Annotated in this window: 13 protein-coding genes; all 13 read left to right on the plus strand. The window is 55.8% G+C overall.

Annotated features, from left to right (window positions below; genetic code table 11):
- Positions 1–278: 278 nt before the first annotated feature.
- The 13 genes from ilvI (at position 279) to murG (ending at position 15190) form a co-directional block, all read left to right on the plus strand.
- Positions 279–2003: an acetolactate synthase 3 large subunit gene (ilvI, locus tag EM595_RS03560; protein WP_067427937.1), complete on the plus strand. Its 1725-nt coding sequence runs from the start codon at positions 279–281 to the stop codon at positions 2001–2003.
- 2 nt (positions 2004–2005) lie between these two features.
- Entirely contained in the window at positions 2006–2497 is a 492-nt protein-coding gene (gene ilvN, locus EM595_RS03565; RefSeq protein WP_067427939.1) for an acetolactate synthase small subunit, read from the plus strand.
- A 197-nt stretch (positions 2498–2694) separates the two neighbouring features.
- Positions 2695–3705: a catabolite repressor/activator gene (gene cra / locus EM595_RS03570; RefSeq protein ID WP_067427941.1), complete on the plus strand. Its 1011-nt coding sequence runs from the start codon at positions 2695–2697 to the stop codon at positions 3703–3705.
- A 487-nt stretch (positions 3706–4192) separates the two neighbouring features.
- Positions 4193–4651, plus strand: coding sequence for a division/cell wall cluster transcriptional repressor MraZ (mraZ, locus tag EM595_RS03575; RefSeq protein WP_067427943.1), 459 nt, complete (start codon positions 4193–4195; stop codon positions 4649–4651).
- Between the two features lie 2 nt (positions 4652–4653).
- Positions 4654–5595 (plus strand): 16S rRNA (cytosine(1402)-N(4))-methyltransferase RsmH, encoded by a 942-nt coding sequence (gene rsmH, locus EM595_RS03580; protein WP_067427945.1) that lies wholly within the window; start codon positions 4654–4656, stop codon positions 5593–5595.
- The gene (gene ftsL, locus EM595_RS03585; RefSeq protein ID WP_067427946.1) at positions 5592–5912 is read left to right on the plus strand and encodes a cell division protein FtsL; all 321 of its coding nucleotides are present in this window, start codon (positions 5592–5594) and stop codon (positions 5910–5912) included. The genes rsmH and ftsL overlap by 4 nt, the downstream gene beginning before the upstream one ends.
- Before the next feature lie 15 nt (positions 5913–5927).
- Positions 5928–7694 (plus strand): peptidoglycan DD-transpeptidase PBP3, encoded by a 1767-nt coding sequence (locus EM595_RS03590; protein WP_067427948.1) that lies wholly within the window; start codon positions 5928–5930, stop codon positions 7692–7694.
- Complete coding sequence (murE, locus tag EM595_RS03595) at positions 7681–9168, plus strand: UDP-N-acetylmuramoyl-L-alanyl-D-glutamate--2,6-diaminopimelate ligase (protein WP_067427949.1); 1488 nt, start codon at positions 7681–7683, stop codon at positions 9166–9168. The genes EM595_RS03590 and murE overlap by 14 nt, the downstream gene beginning before the upstream one ends.
- A complete protein-coding gene (murF, locus tag EM595_RS03600; RefSeq protein WP_067427951.1) occupies positions 9165–10526 on the plus strand; it encodes a UDP-N-acetylmuramoyl-tripeptide--D-alanyl-D-alanine ligase in 1362 nt (453 codons plus the stop codon). The genes murE and murF overlap by 4 nt, the downstream gene beginning before the upstream one ends.
- The gene (mraY, locus tag EM595_RS03605; RefSeq protein WP_067427953.1) at positions 10520–11602 is read left to right on the plus strand and encodes a phospho-N-acetylmuramoyl-pentapeptide-transferase; all 1083 of its coding nucleotides are present in this window, start codon (positions 10520–10522) and stop codon (positions 11600–11602) included. The genes murF and mraY overlap by 7 nt, the downstream gene beginning before the upstream one ends.
- A 2-nt stretch (positions 11603–11604) precedes the next feature.
- Positions 11605–12921, plus strand: a complete 1317-nt coding sequence (murD, locus tag EM595_RS03610; protein WP_067427955.1) for a UDP-N-acetylmuramoyl-L-alanine--D-glutamate ligase — start codon at positions 11605–11607, stop codon at positions 12919–12921.
- A complete protein-coding gene (gene ftsW / locus EM595_RS03615) occupies positions 12921–14135 on the plus strand; it encodes a cell division protein FtsW (RefSeq protein WP_067427957.1) in 1215 nt (404 codons plus the stop codon). The genes murD and ftsW overlap by 1 nt, the downstream gene beginning before the upstream one ends.
- Positions 14132–15190, plus strand: coding sequence for an undecaprenyldiphospho-muramoylpentapeptide beta-N-acetylglucosaminyltransferase (murG, locus tag EM595_RS03620; RefSeq protein ID WP_067427959.1), 1059 nt, complete (start codon positions 14132–14134; stop codon positions 15188–15190). Before ftsW ends, murG begins: the two co-directional genes overlap by 4 nt.
- Positions 15191–15215 lie beyond the last annotated feature (25 nt).

The following is a 15215-nucleotide window of genomic DNA, read 5'->3' on the forward strand; positions in this document are numbered from 1 at the left end:
CGGGAATTAGTCAATTCCACGCCTGAAAAGCGCGCCAGATAGTGAGCTCCTGGCGTATTTCACGCGCAAAGCCATGCTTGCCGTTTGCCTGGCCCAGGCTTCTACGGTTATGGTAATTCGACCCTTCACATCAGAAGAAAATAAAGGGTGACAGAACCCTGTACCCGATTCGGGAAATGATTTCCGGAATCTATGCGTAAACATGAGATGGCGCCTTTGCCTGGTAGCAGCTGTTTTACAGATGCAGTGCGGGCGCATCCTCAAGCCGGGAGGCAAGAATGGAGATGTTGTCAGGAGCCGAAATGGTTGTTCGATCGTTGATCGACCAAGGTGTTAAACATGTGTTCGGCTATCCGGGCGGAGCGGTACTGGATATCTACGATGCGCTACAAACCGTCGGCGGTATCGATCATATTTTAGTCCGCCATGAACAGGGCGCCGTGCATATGGCCGATGGCTATGCACGCGCGACCGGTGATGTCGGTGTGGTGCTGGTCACCTCAGGTCCGGGCGCGACGAATGCGATTACCGGTATCGCCACGGCCTATATGGATTCAATTCCGCTGGTGGTGCTCTCTGGCCAGGTACCTTCTTCTTTAATTGGCTATGACGCGTTTCAGGAATGCGACATGGTCGGCATTTCACGTCCTATCGTAAAACACAGTTTTCTGGTTAAGCGGGCGGAAGATATTCCTGACGCGTTGAAGAAAGCGTTCTGGCTGGCGGCCAGCGGCCGTCCCGGCCCCGTGGTTATCGATCTGCCCAAAGACATTTTAAGCCCGGCGAATAAGCTGCCCTATATCTGGCCAGAGTCGGTGAGCATGCGCTCTTACAATCCGACTACTCAGGGACATAAAGGACAAATCAAGCGTGCGTTGCAGACGCTGCTTGCTGCGCATAAACCGGTGATCTACGCCGGTGGGGGTGTGATCAATGCGGAGTGCCATGATGCGTTGCGTGCATTGGCTGAAAAGCTGAACCTGCCGGTGGTCTCTTCGTTAATGGGGCTCGGCGGCTTTCCCGCTACGCATCGGCAAAGTTTAGGCATGCTGGGCATGCACGGCACCTATGAAGCCAACATGACCATGCACAATGCCGATGTGATTTTCGCAGTAGGCGTGCGTTTTGACGATCGCACCACCAACAACCTGGCAAAATATTGTCCTGATGCCACTGTGCTGCACATCGATATCGATCCGACCTCAATTTCAAAAACCGTGGCGGCCGATGTGCCTATCGTGGGCGATGCGAAGTGGGTGCTACAACTGATGCTGGAACTGCTGGCGCAAAACGAGTCGCAACAGCAATTCGACAGCCTGCGCGACTGGTGGCAGAGCATTGAAAGCTGGCGTTCCCGCCACTGCCTCGAGTTCGATCGTACCAGCGATCAAATCAAGCCGCAGGCGGTTATTGAAACCATCTGGAAACTGACCCACGGCGATGCGTACGTTACGTCAGACGTTGGCCAGCATCAGATGTTCGCTGCGCTCTATTATCCATTTGATAAACCGCGTCGTTGGATCAACTCTGGTGGCCTGGGCACCATGGGCTTTGGTTTACCAGCCGCGCTGGGCGTAAAGCTCGCCCTGCCGGAAGAGACGGTGGTCTGCGTTACCGGCGACGGCAGCATTCAGATGAACATTCAGGAGCTCTCCACCGCACTGCAGTATGGTCTGCCGGTGATGGTGCTCAATCTGAACAACGGTTTCCTCGGCATGGTGAAACAGTGGCAGGACATGATTTATTCTGGCCGCCATTCGCAGTCTTATATGGAGTCTCTGCCCGATTTTGTTCGTTTGGCAGAAGCTTACGGTCATGTAGGGGTTTCCATCGCGCGTCCGGAAGAGCTGGAAGAGAAGCTCGCCTTTGCCCTGGCGGAACTGGCGAAAGGTCGACTGGTGTTTGTCGACGTCAATGTAGACGGCACCGAGCATGTTTACCCGATGCAGGTACGCGGCGGTGGTATGGATGAAATGTGGTTAAGCAAAACGGAGAGGACGTAATTATGCGTCGTGTGTTATCGGTATTGCTGGAAAACGAATCCGGCGCATTGTCCCGAGTGGTTGGCCTGTTTTCGCAGCGCGGATATAACATTGAGAGCCTGACCGTGGCACCTACGGACGATCCAACGCTTTCCCGCATGACCATTCAGACGGTTGGTGATGAAAAGGTGCTGGAGCAGATCGAAAAGCAACTGCACAAGCTGGTGGACGTGCTGCGCGTGACCGAGTTAGGGCAGGGCGATTACGTTGAGCGTGAAGTGATGCTGGTGAAAATTCAGGCCAGCGGCTACGGGCGCGAAGAGGTGAAACGCAGCGCGGAGATCTTCCGTGGACAAATCGTTGACGTTACGCCGACGCTTTACACGGTTCAGCTTACTGGCACCAGCGACAAACTCGATGCCTTCCTGAAAACGGTTCGCGAAGTCGCTGAGATCGTTGAAGTGGCGCGCTCAGGAATCGTTGGCGTTTCGCGTGGCGATCGCATTATGCGCTAATCACGCTGCGTGATGATTCAAACCACAGGTAACCCGGCGATAAGTCGGGTTTTTTTATTTTGCGTCCGATCAAAAAGTGCCATCAAAAGCGGTTGCTGTAGAGAATGTTCTACTGTTAGATGTAACACATAAATTATCCATAACCCGCGTGAGGCTATTGTTTCTGCGTCAGCGAGTGGCAAAAGAATGAGGTTAAAGTGAAACTGGATGAAATCGCGCGCCTGGCCGGTGTCTCGCGCACCACTGCCAGCTACGTCATAAATGGCAAAGCGCGGCAGTATCGTGTCAGCGAAAAAACCGTTGAGAAGGTGATGGCGGTGGTGCGTGAGCATAATTATCATCCCAATGCGGTGGCCGCAGGATTACGCGCCGGACGAACCCGCTCCATTGGCTTAGTGATCCCCGATCTGGAAAACACCAGCTATACGCGCATTGCCAACTACCTTGAGCGCCAGGCACGGCAGCGCGGTTATCAATTGTTGATTGCCTGTTCTGAGGATCAGCCCGACAACGAAATGCGCTGCGTTGAGCATCTGCTGCAGCGTCAGGTTGATGCCATTATCGTTTCAACGTCCTTACCGCCTGAACATCCTTTCTATCAGCGCTGGATCAACGATCCGCTGCCGATTGTGGCGTTAGACCGCGCGCTGGATCGTGAGCACTTCACCAGCGTGGTAGGAGCCGATCAGGATGACTCCCAGGCGCTGGCGGCTGAATTGCGTCAGCTTCCGCTGAACAATGTGCTTTATCTTGGTGCGCTGCCTGAACTGTCGGTTAGCTACCTGCGTGAGCAAGGGTTTCGCGAAGCCTGGAAAGACGATACGCGGCCGATCGATTACCTTTACGTTAACAGTTTTGAGCGTAGCGCTGCGGCGGCGGCTTTCGAAGGCTGGCTGGAAACGCATGCGATGCCGGAGGCGCTGTTCACCACCTCCTTTGGCTTGCTACAGGGCGTGATGGATGTGACCCTGCGACGCGAAGGGCGGCTGCCAACGGATCTGGCGATTGCCACCTTCGGCGATCATGAACTGCTCGATTTCCTCGACTGTCCGGTACTGGCGGTAGCGCAGCGTCATCGCGACGTTGCTGAGCGTGTGCTGGAGCTGGTATTAGCCAGTCTGGATGAGCCGAAAAAACCCAAGCCCGGGCTGACACGCATTCGCCGGAATTTATTTCGACGCGGCAAATTAAATCGAAAAATGGCGTAATTAAATACAGGCGGCCATGCTGCCTGTATTTAATTCCAGGTATAGCGCGCAGGAAAAATGATCTTCCGCTCATTTCTCCGGTAAATAAAAGTAAACATTGCGCATTGGCGTCAGCGATTAAATTTTTGCCAACAAGACAATTCAGACAGAATGCCTGCCTGGCGTGCTCTCAGACGGCTAAAGTGCGTTCAGAAATACCCTAAAATGCAGTGACTCTCACAACATCATCGATGTAATAAGATATTTCCTGCCAGAAATGTTTTTGGCTATTTAACGAGCAGCTGAAATTTTTACGTCATTATTCATCAGGTTAATTTTCCTCAAAAAGCCATTTTGCGAACCCTTTCTAAAATGGCCCGCTTTTAAATACAGGAAATAATTGTTTGCGGCCCGCGCTGCGGCTTGACAATGATTTCCCCGGCTCCGTAAACTCCTCTCGTGGGTATTTGTGGGATAAAGTGGTAAAAACAGTGAGGGCGTGGTTGGCATGTTCCGTGGGGCAACGTTAGTCAATCTCGACAATAAAGGACGGTTTGCCGTTCCTGTTCGCTATCGCGACACGCTGAGCGCCGAATCGCAGGGACAAATGGTGTGCACCATTGACCTCCATCAGCCTTGCCTGCTGCTTTATACCCTGCCCGAATGGGAAATTATCGAACGAAAGCTGTCTCGCTTATCCAGCATGAATCCCGCAGAACGCCGCGTGCAGCGTCTGTTATTGGGGCATGCCAGCGAATGCCAGATGGATAATGCAGGCCGTTTATTGTTAGCGAATACGCTTCGCCAACATGCACGACTGACCAAAGAAGTGATGCTGGTTGGCCAGTTCAACAAGTTTGAACTGTGGGATGAACAGACCTGGTATCAACAAGTCAAGGATGATATTGACGCTGAGCAGTCGGCGCAGGACCCACTATCTGATCGATTGCAGGATTTGTCGCTATAGCTATGCAGGAAAATTACAAACACACCACGGTGCTCTTGGATGAGGCAGTTAACGGTCTTAACATCAAAGCAGACGGTATTTACATTGACGGCACTTTCGGGCGCGGTGGTCATTCACGCCTGATCCTTTCTCATTTAGGTGAACAGGGACGCTTGATTGCTATCGATCGCGACCCTGAAGCGATTGCCGCCGCCGCATTAATCAATGATCCCCGGTTTTCCATCGTACACGGGCCTTTCTCTCAGTTAAGCGATTATGTCGATGAACGCGGCTTACGCGGCAACATTGACGGCATTTTGCTGGATCTCGGCGTCTCCTCGCCGCAGCTTGACGATGCAGAACGCGGCTTCTCCTTTATGCGTGACGGCCCGCTGGACATGCGCATGGATCCTTCTCGCGGAGTATCCGCCGCAGAATGGCTGTTGAAGGCTGATGAAGCAGATATCGCCTTTGTGCTGAAAACCTTTGGCGAAGAACGCTTTGCTAAGCGAATTGCGCGCGCCATCGTTGAGCGTAATCGCGAACAGCCAATGACGCGTACCAAAGAACTGGCCGAAGTTATCTACGTTGCCACGCCGGTGAAGGATAAGTTCAAACATCCGGCGACCCGCAGTTTCCAGGCGATACGTATCTGGGTAAACAGCGAGCTGGAAGAGATTGAAAGGGCGCTTAAAGGTGCGCTTGATGTGCTGGCACCACAGGGCAGATTATCCGTTATCAGTTTCCATTCGCTGGAAGATCGCATCGTGAAGCGTTTTATGCGCGAACAGAGTCGCGGTCCACAGGTGCCGGCCGGCTTACCGCTGACCGAAGCGCAGTTGCAGAAGATGGGTGGTCGCGGCTTGAAAGCGTTAGGCAAAATGATGCCAGGCGAAAGTGAAGTGGCGGAGAATCCGCGTGCGCGCAGTTCGGTACTGCGTATTGCGGAAAGGACCGACGCATGATTGGCAACGAGCGCCACAGCCTGCCGGGCGTGATTGGCGGCGATCTGCTGCGTCACGGCAAAATTCCGGTAATTACGCTGATCGCGGTGCTGGTATCGGCAGTGCTGGTAGTGACCACGGCGCATAAAACGCGCCTGTTAACTGCCCAGCGCGAGCAGCTGGTGCTGGAGCGTGACGCTCTGGATATTGAGTGGCGTAACCTGATCCTTGAAGAGAACGCGCTGGGCGACCACAGTCGGGTCGAGCGCACCGCGACGGATAAGCTTCATCTTCAACATGTTGATCCAGCACAGGAAAATATTATTGTACAGCAATAAGGAATACCCGATTCAATGAGCGCCGGGAAACGCACGCTGAAATTGAAGAAACCGGAAGATAAAGCCAGCTTTGTAAGCTGGCGTTTTGCGTTGCTGTGCGGCTGTATTCTTCTGGCGCTGGTTGGCCTGTTGTTGCGCGTAGCCTATCTGCAGGTGATTAATCCCGATCGGCTGGTTCGCGAAGGCGATATGCGTTCCCTGCGCGTGCAGGCGGTGCCAACGGCTCGCGGCATGATCAGCGATCGCGCCGGACGGCCGCTGGCGGTGAGCGTGCCAGTAAACGCCATCTGGGCCGATCCAAAAGAGTTACACGATCGCGGCGGCATCACGCTGGACAGCCGCTGGAAGGCGCTTTCCGATGCGCTCTCTATTCCGCTCGATCAACTGGCAAGCCGCGTTAATGCGAATCCAAAAGGGCGCTTCGTTTATCTGGCGCGTCAAATCAATCCCGCCATCGGCGACTACATCAAGAAACTGAAGTTGCCGGGCATTCATCTGCGCGAAGAGTCACGCCGCTATTATCCGGCCGGGCAGGTCACTTCACACCTGATTGGCTTTACCAATATCGACGGGCAGGGCATTGAAGGCGTTGAAAAGAGCTTTGATAAGTGGCTGACCGGCCAGCCGGGCGAACGCACCGTGCGTAAAGATCGCTTTGGTCGGGTGATTGAAGATGTTTCATCGGTCGACAGCCAGGCAGCCCATAACCTGACGCTCAGTATCGATGAACGCCTGCAGGCTCTCGTCTATCGCGAACTCAACAATGCCGTCGCCTTTAACAAAGCAGAATCGGGCACCGCGGTACTGGTTGATGTGAACACCGGCGAAGTATTGGCGATGGCCAACAGCCCTGCGTACAACCCTAATAATCTCAGCAACACGCCAAAAGATGTGATGCGTAACCGGGCCATCACCGACATCTTCGAGCCTGGCTCGACGGTCAAACCGATGGTGGTCATGGCGGCGCTGCAGCGTGGCGTAGTGAAAGAGAACAGCGTGCTGCATACCGTGCCATATCGGGTAAATGGTCACGAGATCAAAGACGTGGCACGTTATAACGAATTGACCCTGACCGGCGTATTACAGAAGTCGAGTAACGTGGGCGTATCCAAACTCGCGTTAGCGATGCCCTCCTCAGCGTTAGTAGATACTTACTCACGTTTTGGACTGGGGAAAGCGACCAATCTGGGATTGGTCGGGGAAAGCAGTGGTTTATATCCGCAAAAACAACGGTGGTCTGACATTGAGAGGGCCACCTTCTCCTTTGGCTACGGGCTAATGGTAACGCCGTTACAGTTAGCGCGTGTCTACGCCACCATCGGCAGTTATGGCATACATCGTCCGCTCTCCATTACTAAAGTTGATCCGCCCGTTGCCGGCGAACGTGTTTTTCCCGAGTCGCTGGTGAAAACCGTGGTGCATATGATGGAAAGCGTAGCCTTACCGGGCGGCGGTGGCGTGAAGGCTGCGATCAAGGGCTACCGAATTGCGATCAAAACCGGTACCGCGAAAAAAGTTGGCCCGGATGGCCGTTACGTTAACAAATACATTGCTTACACCGCGGGCGTTGCGCCTGCCAGTCAGCCCCGTTTTGCGCTGGTGGTGGTGATTAACGATCCACAGGCAGGCAAATATTATGGCGGGGCGGTATCGGCACCGGTGTTTGGTGCCATCATGGGCGGCGTGTTACGCACCATGAACATTGAGCCTGATGCGTTACCGAGCGGTGATAAAAGCGAAATGGTGAACAACATTAAAGAGGGTTCCAGTGACAGATCGTAACTTGCGCGAGCTGGTGGCGCCGTGGGTAAGCGGCGCGCCATCGCGTCCGCTTCGCGACATGACACTTGATAGCCGCGCGGCGGCATCGGGCGATCTGTTTGTCGCAGTCGCAGGTCATCACGTTGATGGTCGGCATTTTATTCCGCAAGCCATTGCCCAGGGCGTGGCGGCGATCATCGCGGAAGCAGAAGGCGAAGCTGAAGACGGAGATATCCGCGACATGCATGGCGTGCCGGTTATCTATCTTGCTCAGCTGCAGCAGCGCCTTTCTGCGCTGGCGGGACGCTTCTACCAGCAGCCTGCCGATAAGCTGCGCCTGATTGGCGTGACCGGCACCAATGGCAAAACGACGACTACGCAGCTGCTGGCGCAGTGGGCGCAGCTGTTGGGAGAAAACAGTGCGGTGATGGGCACGGTGGGCAACGGCCTGTACGGCGAGTTGACGCCAGCTGAAAACACCACCGGTTCAGCGGTTGAAGTGCAGCAGCTGTTGCACAGCCTGCAACAGCGCGGCGCGACGCTGGCGGCAATGGAAGTCTCTTCACACGGGCTGGTACAGCATCGCGTTGCGGCGCTGCCTTTCTCCGCGGGCGTGTTCACCAATCTCAGTCGCGATCATCTCGATTATCACGGTGATATGGCGCAGTACGAAGCCGCTAAATGGTTGCTCTTCTCTGAGCACAGCGTCGGCGTCGTCGTGATCAACGCTGATGATGAAACGGGTTTTCGCTGGCTGCAAAATCTGCCCGACGCGGTTGCGGTCACCATGGCTGAAAACCTCGAGCCGGGCTGTCGCGGTCGCTGGTTAAAAGCCACCGCGGTGAGCTATCACGACAACGGCGCGACCGTTGCATTTGCCTCAAGCTGGGGCGAAGGCACAATCGAAAGCCGCCTGATGGGGGCGTTTAACGTCAGCAATCTTCTGCTGGCGTTGGCCACGCTGCTGGCGCTTGATTATCCCCTTGCGCAGTTGATCGCCACTGGCAACCAACTGCAACCGGTCTGCGGGCGTATGGAAGTGTTCAGCGCGCCAGGCAAGCCGGTGGTGGTGGTCGATTATGCCCATACGCCAGATGCGCTGGAAAAAGCGCTTGAAGCGGCGCGTTTGCACTGCAAAGGCCAGCTATGGTGCCTGTTTGGCTGCGGCGGCGATCGCGACAAAGGTAAACGTCCGCTGATGGGCGCGATTGCTGAGCAGTTTGCCGATGTTGTGGTGATCACCGACGATAATCCACGCGGCGAAGATCCCAAAGCGATAGTGGACGATATCCTCACTGGCTTGCTTGACCCGGGCCGCGTGCGCGTCGTTGCTGGTCGGGCACAGGCGGTAACTAACAGCATCATGCAGGCCAAACCTGACGACATTGTGCTGGTCGCTGGCAAAGGCCATGAAGATTATCAAATTGTCGGCAATCGCCGACTCGACTATTCCGACCGCCTGACCGTGGCGCGCCTGCTGGGAGTGATTGCATGATTACCTTCAGTTTAGAGACGCTGGCCGCTATCACTGGCGGTGAGCTGATTGGCGAAAACGTGCGCATCAGCGAAGTCACCACCGATACGCGAAAAGTCACCGCGGGCTCTCTGTTTATTGCGCTATCAGGCGAACGCTTCGATGCGCACGACTTTATCGATCAGGCTGCAGGGCAGGGCGCTGCCGCGTTATTAGTGAGTCGACCCCTCTCTACGGATATCCCTCAGGTGCGTGTCAGCGATACGCGCATTGCGCTGGGCCAGATTGCGGCCTGGGTGCGTCAGCACGCCAGTGCACGCGTGGTGGCGTTAACCGGCTCATCCGGCAAAACCTCGGTAAAAGAGATGACCGCGGCGATTCTGCGCCAGTGCGGCGAAACGCTCTATACCGCAGGCAACCTGAACAATGACATCGGCGTGCCGTTGACGCTGTTGCGCCTGACCCCACAACATCAATACGCCGTAATCGAACTGGGTGCTAATCATCAGGGCGAGATCGCTTACACCACGGCACTGACTTCGCCGGAAGCGGCGCTGATCAACAATCTTGCCGCGGCGCATCTTGAAGGTTTCGGTTCCCTCGCGGGCGTGGCCAAAGCCAAAGGCGAAATTTTTGCCGGTCTGCCCGAAAAAGGCATCGCCATTGTTAACCTGCAAAGCCATGACTTATCAGGCTGGCAGCCGCAGCTGGCGGACAAAACGCTGTGGCGTTTCACTGCTGAAGGCAATGAGAACAGCGAGTTTTACACCAGCGATCTGCAGATGACCGCACAGGGCAGCCGCTTTACGCTGCATACCCCGCGTGGCGCGATTGCTATCACGCTGCCGCTGCCTGGTCGCCACAACATCGCTAATGCGCTGGCTGCCGCGGCGCTGGCGCTGGCAGTTGATGCGCCGCTCGACGCGATCCAGGCCGGTCTGAGCCAGTTGCAGGCAGTGCCAGGCCGTTTGTTTCCAGTGGTGCTGACGCCGGGACAGCTGATTCTTGACGACAGCTATAACGCCAACGTGGGCTCAATGACCGCCGCGGTGAATGTGCTGGCTGATATGCCGGGCTATCGCGTTTTTGTGGTGGGCGATATGGCTGAGCTGGGTGAGCAGTCGGTGCAGTGTCACCGTGACGTCGGCCAGGCCGCGCGCGATGCCGGTATCGATAAGGTGCTTAGCGTAGGTACATTAAGTCGCGATATCAGCGAAACCAGCGGCGTTGGCGAACATTTCAGCGAAAAAACTGCCCTAACTGAACGTTTACGAAATTTATTGTCCGAACATGCGGCGATGACCATTTTAATCAAAGGTTCACGTAGTGCCGCCATGGAGCAGGTAGTACAGAGCTTACAGGAGAAAGGAACATGTTAGTCTGGCTGGCCGAGCATCTGGTCGTTTTCTATTCTGGTTTTAACGTCTTTTCTTACCTGACGTTTCGCGCCATTGTCAGCCTGCTGACCGCGCTGTTCCTCTGCTTATGGATGGGCCCACGTCTGATCGCCTGGCTGCAAAAGCTGCAGATTGGCCAGGTCGTGCGTAACGATGGTCCTGAATCGCATTTCAGTAAGCGCGGTACGCCGACCATGGGCGGCATCATGATCCTCGCCTCCATTACCATTTCGGTGCTGATGTGGGCCTATCCTTCCAATCCGTACGTCTGGTGCGTGCTGTTTGTGCTGGTGGGCTACGGCATCGTTGGCTTTGTAGATGATTATCGCAAGGTCGTACGCAAAGACACCAAAGGGCTGATCGCTCGCTGGAAATATTTCTGGCAGTCGGTTATCGCGCTGGTGATGGCGTTTGGCATGTACAGCATTGGCAAAGATACGCCCGCAACCGAGCTGGTTGTGCCTTTTTTCAAGGATGTTATGCCGCAGTTGGGGCTGCTCTATGTGGCGCTGGCGTACTTCGTGATTGTCGGTACCAGCAACGCGGTCAACCTCACCGATGGGCTGGATGGCCTCGCTATTATGCCAACGGTGTTTGTGGCTGCCGGTTTTGCACTGGTAGCCTGGGCGACCGGTAACGTTAACTTTGCGGAATACCTGCACATTCCTTATCTGCGCCATGCGGGTGAGCTGGTGATCGTCTGCACGGCTATCGTCGGCGCGGGCCTCGGTTTTCTGTGGTTTAACACCTATCCGGCTCAGGTTTTCATGGGCGATGTAGGCTCGCTGGCGCTGGGCGGCGCGCTGGGCACGATTGCCGTACTGCTGCGTCAGGAGTTTTTACTGCTGATCATGGGCGGGGTTTTCGTGGTGGAAACGCTGTCGGTGATTCTGCAGGTTGGTTCATTTAAGCTGCGCGGCCAGCGTATTTTCCGCATGGCACCTATTCATCACCATTATGAGCTGAAAGGCTGGCCGGAGCCGCGCGTCATTGTGCGCTTCTGGATTATTTCGCTGATGCTGGTGCTGATCGGCCTGGCTACGCTGAAGGTGCGTTAATTATGGCTGACTATCAGGGCAGAAACGTTGTCATTATCGGGTTAGGCCTTACCGGGCTCTCCTGTGTGGATTTTTTCCTCGCGCAGGGCGTGACGCCGCGCGTGATGGATACCCGCATTGCGCCGCCTGGTATCGATAAACTGCCCGAAACGGTCGAATGCCATACCGGCGATTTGAACCTCAGCTGGTTACTCAACAGCGATCTGATCGTCGCCAGCCCCGGTATGGCGCTGGCGCACCCGGCGCTGATGGAAGCCGCGGATGCCGGGATTGAAATCATTGGCGACATTGAGCTCTTTTGCCGTGAAGCGCAGGCGCCCATCGTGGCGATCACCGGCTCCAATGGTAAAAGTACCGTGACCACGCTGGTCGGTGAAATGGCCCGCGCTGCTGGCTGGTCTGTTGGCGTGGGCGGTAACATCGGCTTGCCCGCGCTGAGCCTGCTAAAAACCCCGGCTCAGCTGTATGTGCTTGAGCTGTCGAGCTTTCAGCTGGAAACCACATGGAGCCTGCAGGCGGCGGCGGCCACTATTCTGAACGTGACAGAAGATCATATGGATCGCTATCCGCTTGGGATGCAGCAATACCGTGCGGCCAAACTGCGCATTTATGAGCAGGCCGACGTCTGCATCGTCAACGCTGACGATGCGCTGACCATGCCGGTGCGCGGGGCGGACAAGCGCTGCGTGAGCTTTGGTATTGATGTCGGCGATTATCATCTTAATCGCCAGCAGGGCAGTACCTGGCTGCGGGTTAAAGGCGAGAAAGTGCTCAACAGCGATGAAATGAAGCTGGTAGGCCAGCATAACTATACCAATGCCCTGGCGGCGCTGGCGCTGGCTGATGCGGTTAACCTGCCGCGTGCTTCCAGCCTGAAAGCATTAACGACCTTCACCGGCTTGCCGCACCGCTTTCAACTGGTGCATGAACAGCGCGGTGTGCGCTGGATCAACGATTCTAAAGCCACCAACGTCGGCAGTACCGAAGCGGCGTTGCAGGGCCTGCAGGTCAAAGGCACGCTGTGGCTGCTGCTTGGCGGTGACGGCAAATCGGCCGACTTTTCTGCACTCGTTCCCTATTTAGCCGCCGACAATATTCGCGTTTACGCCTTTGGCCGCGATGGCGCTCAACTGGCTGCGCTGCGCCCGGACATTTCCGTACGCTGCGATACGCTACAGCAGGCCGTAACGGCCATCGCATCGCAGGTGCAAAGCGGTGACATGGTATTGCTCTCTCCGGCCTGCGCCAGCCTTGACCAATTTCGCAATTTCGAACAGCGCGGCGATGCGTTCGCGCAGCTGGCAAGGGAGTTAGGTTGATGAAATTTCCCGGCATAAGCCTCGCGGGAGGCCTGCCCAACCGCCTGAAAGAGTGGGTGATGGGCACCCGCGAAAAAGATACCGCCAGCATGGTGTTGTACGATCGCACTTTGCTTTGGCTGACCTTTGGCCTGGCGATTATCGGCTTTGTAATGGTGACCTCTGCATCGATGCCGGTCGGTCAGCGACTCAACGACGACGCTTTTTACTTTGCCAAACGCGACGCTTTTTATCTGATTCTGGCGCTGGGTATGGCGCTGGTGACGCTGCGCGTGCCGATGGATTTCTGGCAGCGCTACAGCAACATGATGCTGCTGGTCACGGTGCTGATGTTGCTGGTGGTGCTGGTAGTGGGTAGCTCGGTAAACGGTGCATCGCGCTGGATTGCCCTTGGCCCCTTACGTATCCAGCCAGCTGAACTCTCCAAGCTGTCGCTGTTTTGCTATCTCGCCAGCTATCTGGTGCGCAAGGTTGAGGAAGTACGTAATAACTTCTGGGGTTTCTGCAAACCGATGGGCGTGATGGTGGTGCTGGCCGTGCTGCTGCTGGCTCAGCCTGACCTCGGTACGGTGGTTGTGCTGTTTGTGACTACGCTGGCCATGCTCTTCCTGGCGGGAGCCAAACTGTGGCAGTTTTTGGCGATTATCGGCTCCGGCATCTTTGCCGTGATCCTGCTGATTATTGCTGAACCTTATCGTATGCGCCGCGTGACCTCATTCTGGAATCCATGGGAAGATCCCTTCGGCAGCGGCTATCAGCTGACACAGTCGTTAATGGCTTTTGGTCGTGGAGAGTTCTGGGGACAAGGTCTGGGGAATTCAGTGCAGAAGCTGGAATATCTGCCGGAGGCCCATACCGATTTTATCTTCTCAATCATCGGTGAAGAGCTCGGTTATATCGGTGTGGTTTTAGCACTGTTGATGGTATTCTTCGTCGCTTTTCGTGCCATGTCGATTGGCCGTCGTGCGCTGGAGTTAGATCAGCGTTTTGCCGGTTTTCTCGCCTGTTCCATCGGCGTGTGGTTTAGCTTTCAGGCACTGGTTAACGTTGGTGCGGCCGCAGGCATGTTGCCAACCAAAGGCCTGACTTTGCCGCTGATCAGCTACGGTGGTTCGAGCCTGATTATTATGTCGACGGCAATTGTTTTTCTGTTACGTATTGATTATGAAACGCGGCTGGCCAAAGCACAGGCGTTTACCCGAGGTGCACGATGAGTGGAAAGCGGTTGATGGTCATGGCAGGGGGTACCGGCGGACATGTTTTCCCCGGTCTGGCCGTGGCGCATCATCTGATGGCGCAGGGCTGGCAGGTGCGCTGGCTGGGCACCGCCGACCGTATGGAGGCGGATTTGGTACCTAAACACGGTATTGAGATCGACTTCATCCGTATCAGCGGCCTGCGCGGCAAAGGAATTAAGGCGCTGCTGGCGGCGCCGGTGCGTATTTTTAACGCCTGGCGTCAGGCGCGCGCCATCATGAAGGCGTACAAGCCTGATGTGGTGCTGGGCATGGGCGGTTATGTTTCTGGCCCCGGTGGTCTTGCCGCCTGGAGCTGTGGCGTGCCGGTGGTATTGCACGAGCAGAACGGCATTGCCGGTTTAACCAACAAATGGCTGGCGAAAATCGCCACCACGGTGTTGCAGGCATTTCCTGGCGCCTTTGCGAAAGCTGACGTAGTGGGTAATCCGGTACGTACTGATGTGCTGGCGTTGCCTTTACCGGCGGTACGCCTTGCCGGTCGCACGGGCCCTGTCCGCGTGCTGGTGATAGGCGGCAGTCAGGGCGCACGCGTGCTAAATCAAACCTTACCACAGGTCGCTGCGCAGTTAGGTGATGCGATAACGATATGGCATCAGGTTGGCAAGGGTGCGCTGCCTGTGGTGCTTGACGCTTATGCGCAGCAGGGGCAAACGCAGCACAATATTACCGAGTTTATCGATGATATGGCCGCGGCCTATGCCTGGGCTGATGTGGTGGTCTGTCGCTCCGGCGCACTTACCGTCAGCGAAGTGGCCGCTGCAGGATTACCGGCGATTTTTGTGCCTTTCCTGCATAAGGATCGCCAGCAGTACTGGAACGCGCTGCCGCTGGAAAAAGCGGGCGCGGCAAAAATTTATGAACAGCCGCAGTTCAACGCGACTGTAGTAGCAGAAACACTGAAGCAGTGGGATCGCCCCACGTTACTGACGATGGCGGAAAAAGCGCGTCAGGTAGCGATTCCCGATGCAACTGAACGCGTTGCCCGCGAAGTCGTGCAGGCAGCGCGTTAAACTGGTCGGTTATACCGGCCTGTGC

The organism is Duffyella gerundensis, assembly GCF_001517405.1.
Lineage (GTDB): Bacteria > Pseudomonadota > Gammaproteobacteria > Enterobacterales > Enterobacteriaceae > Duffyella > Duffyella gerundensis.

Bases quoted from the DNA above. Each gene is read 5' to 3' on its own strand.
- rsmH (WP_067427945.1), top strand. From the start codon at position 4,654: ATGCAGGAAAATTACAAACACACCACGGTGCTCTTGGATGAGGCAGTT.
- EM595_RS03590 (WP_067427948.1), top strand. From the start codon at position 5,928: ATGAGCGCCGGGAAACGCACGCTGAAATTGAAGAAACCGGAAGATAAA.
- murF (WP_067427951.1), top strand. From the start codon at position 9,165: ATGATTACCTTCAGTTTAGAGACGCTGGCCGCTATCACTGGCGGTGAG.
- murD (WP_067427955.1), top strand. From the start codon at position 11,605: ATGGCTGACTATCAGGGCAGAAACGTTGTCATTATCGGGTTAGGCCTT.
- ftsW (WP_067427957.1), top strand. From the start codon at position 12,921: ATGAAATTTCCCGGCATAAGCCTCGCGGGAGGCCTGCCCAACCGCCTG.
- ftsL (WP_067427946.1), top strand. From the start codon at position 5,592: ATGATTGGCAACGAGCGCCACAGCCTGCCGGGCGTGATTGGCGGCGAT.
- mraZ (WP_067427943.1), top strand. From the start codon at position 4,193: ATGTTCCGTGGGGCAACGTTAGTCAATCTCGACAATAAAGGACGGTTT.
- ilvN (WP_067427939.1), top strand. From the start codon at position 2,006: ATGCGTCGTGTGTTATCGGTATTGCTGGAAAACGAATCCGGCGCATTG.
- ilvI (WP_067427937.1), top strand. From the start codon at position 279: ATGGAGATGTTGTCAGGAGCCGAAATGGTTGTTCGATCGTTGATCGAC.
- murG (WP_067427959.1), top strand. From the start codon at position 14,132: ATGAGTGGAAAGCGGTTGATGGTCATGGCAGGGGGTACCGGCGGACAT.
- mraY (WP_067427953.1), top strand. From the start codon at position 10,520: ATGTTAGTCTGGCTGGCCGAGCATCTGGTCGTTTTCTATTCTGGTTTT.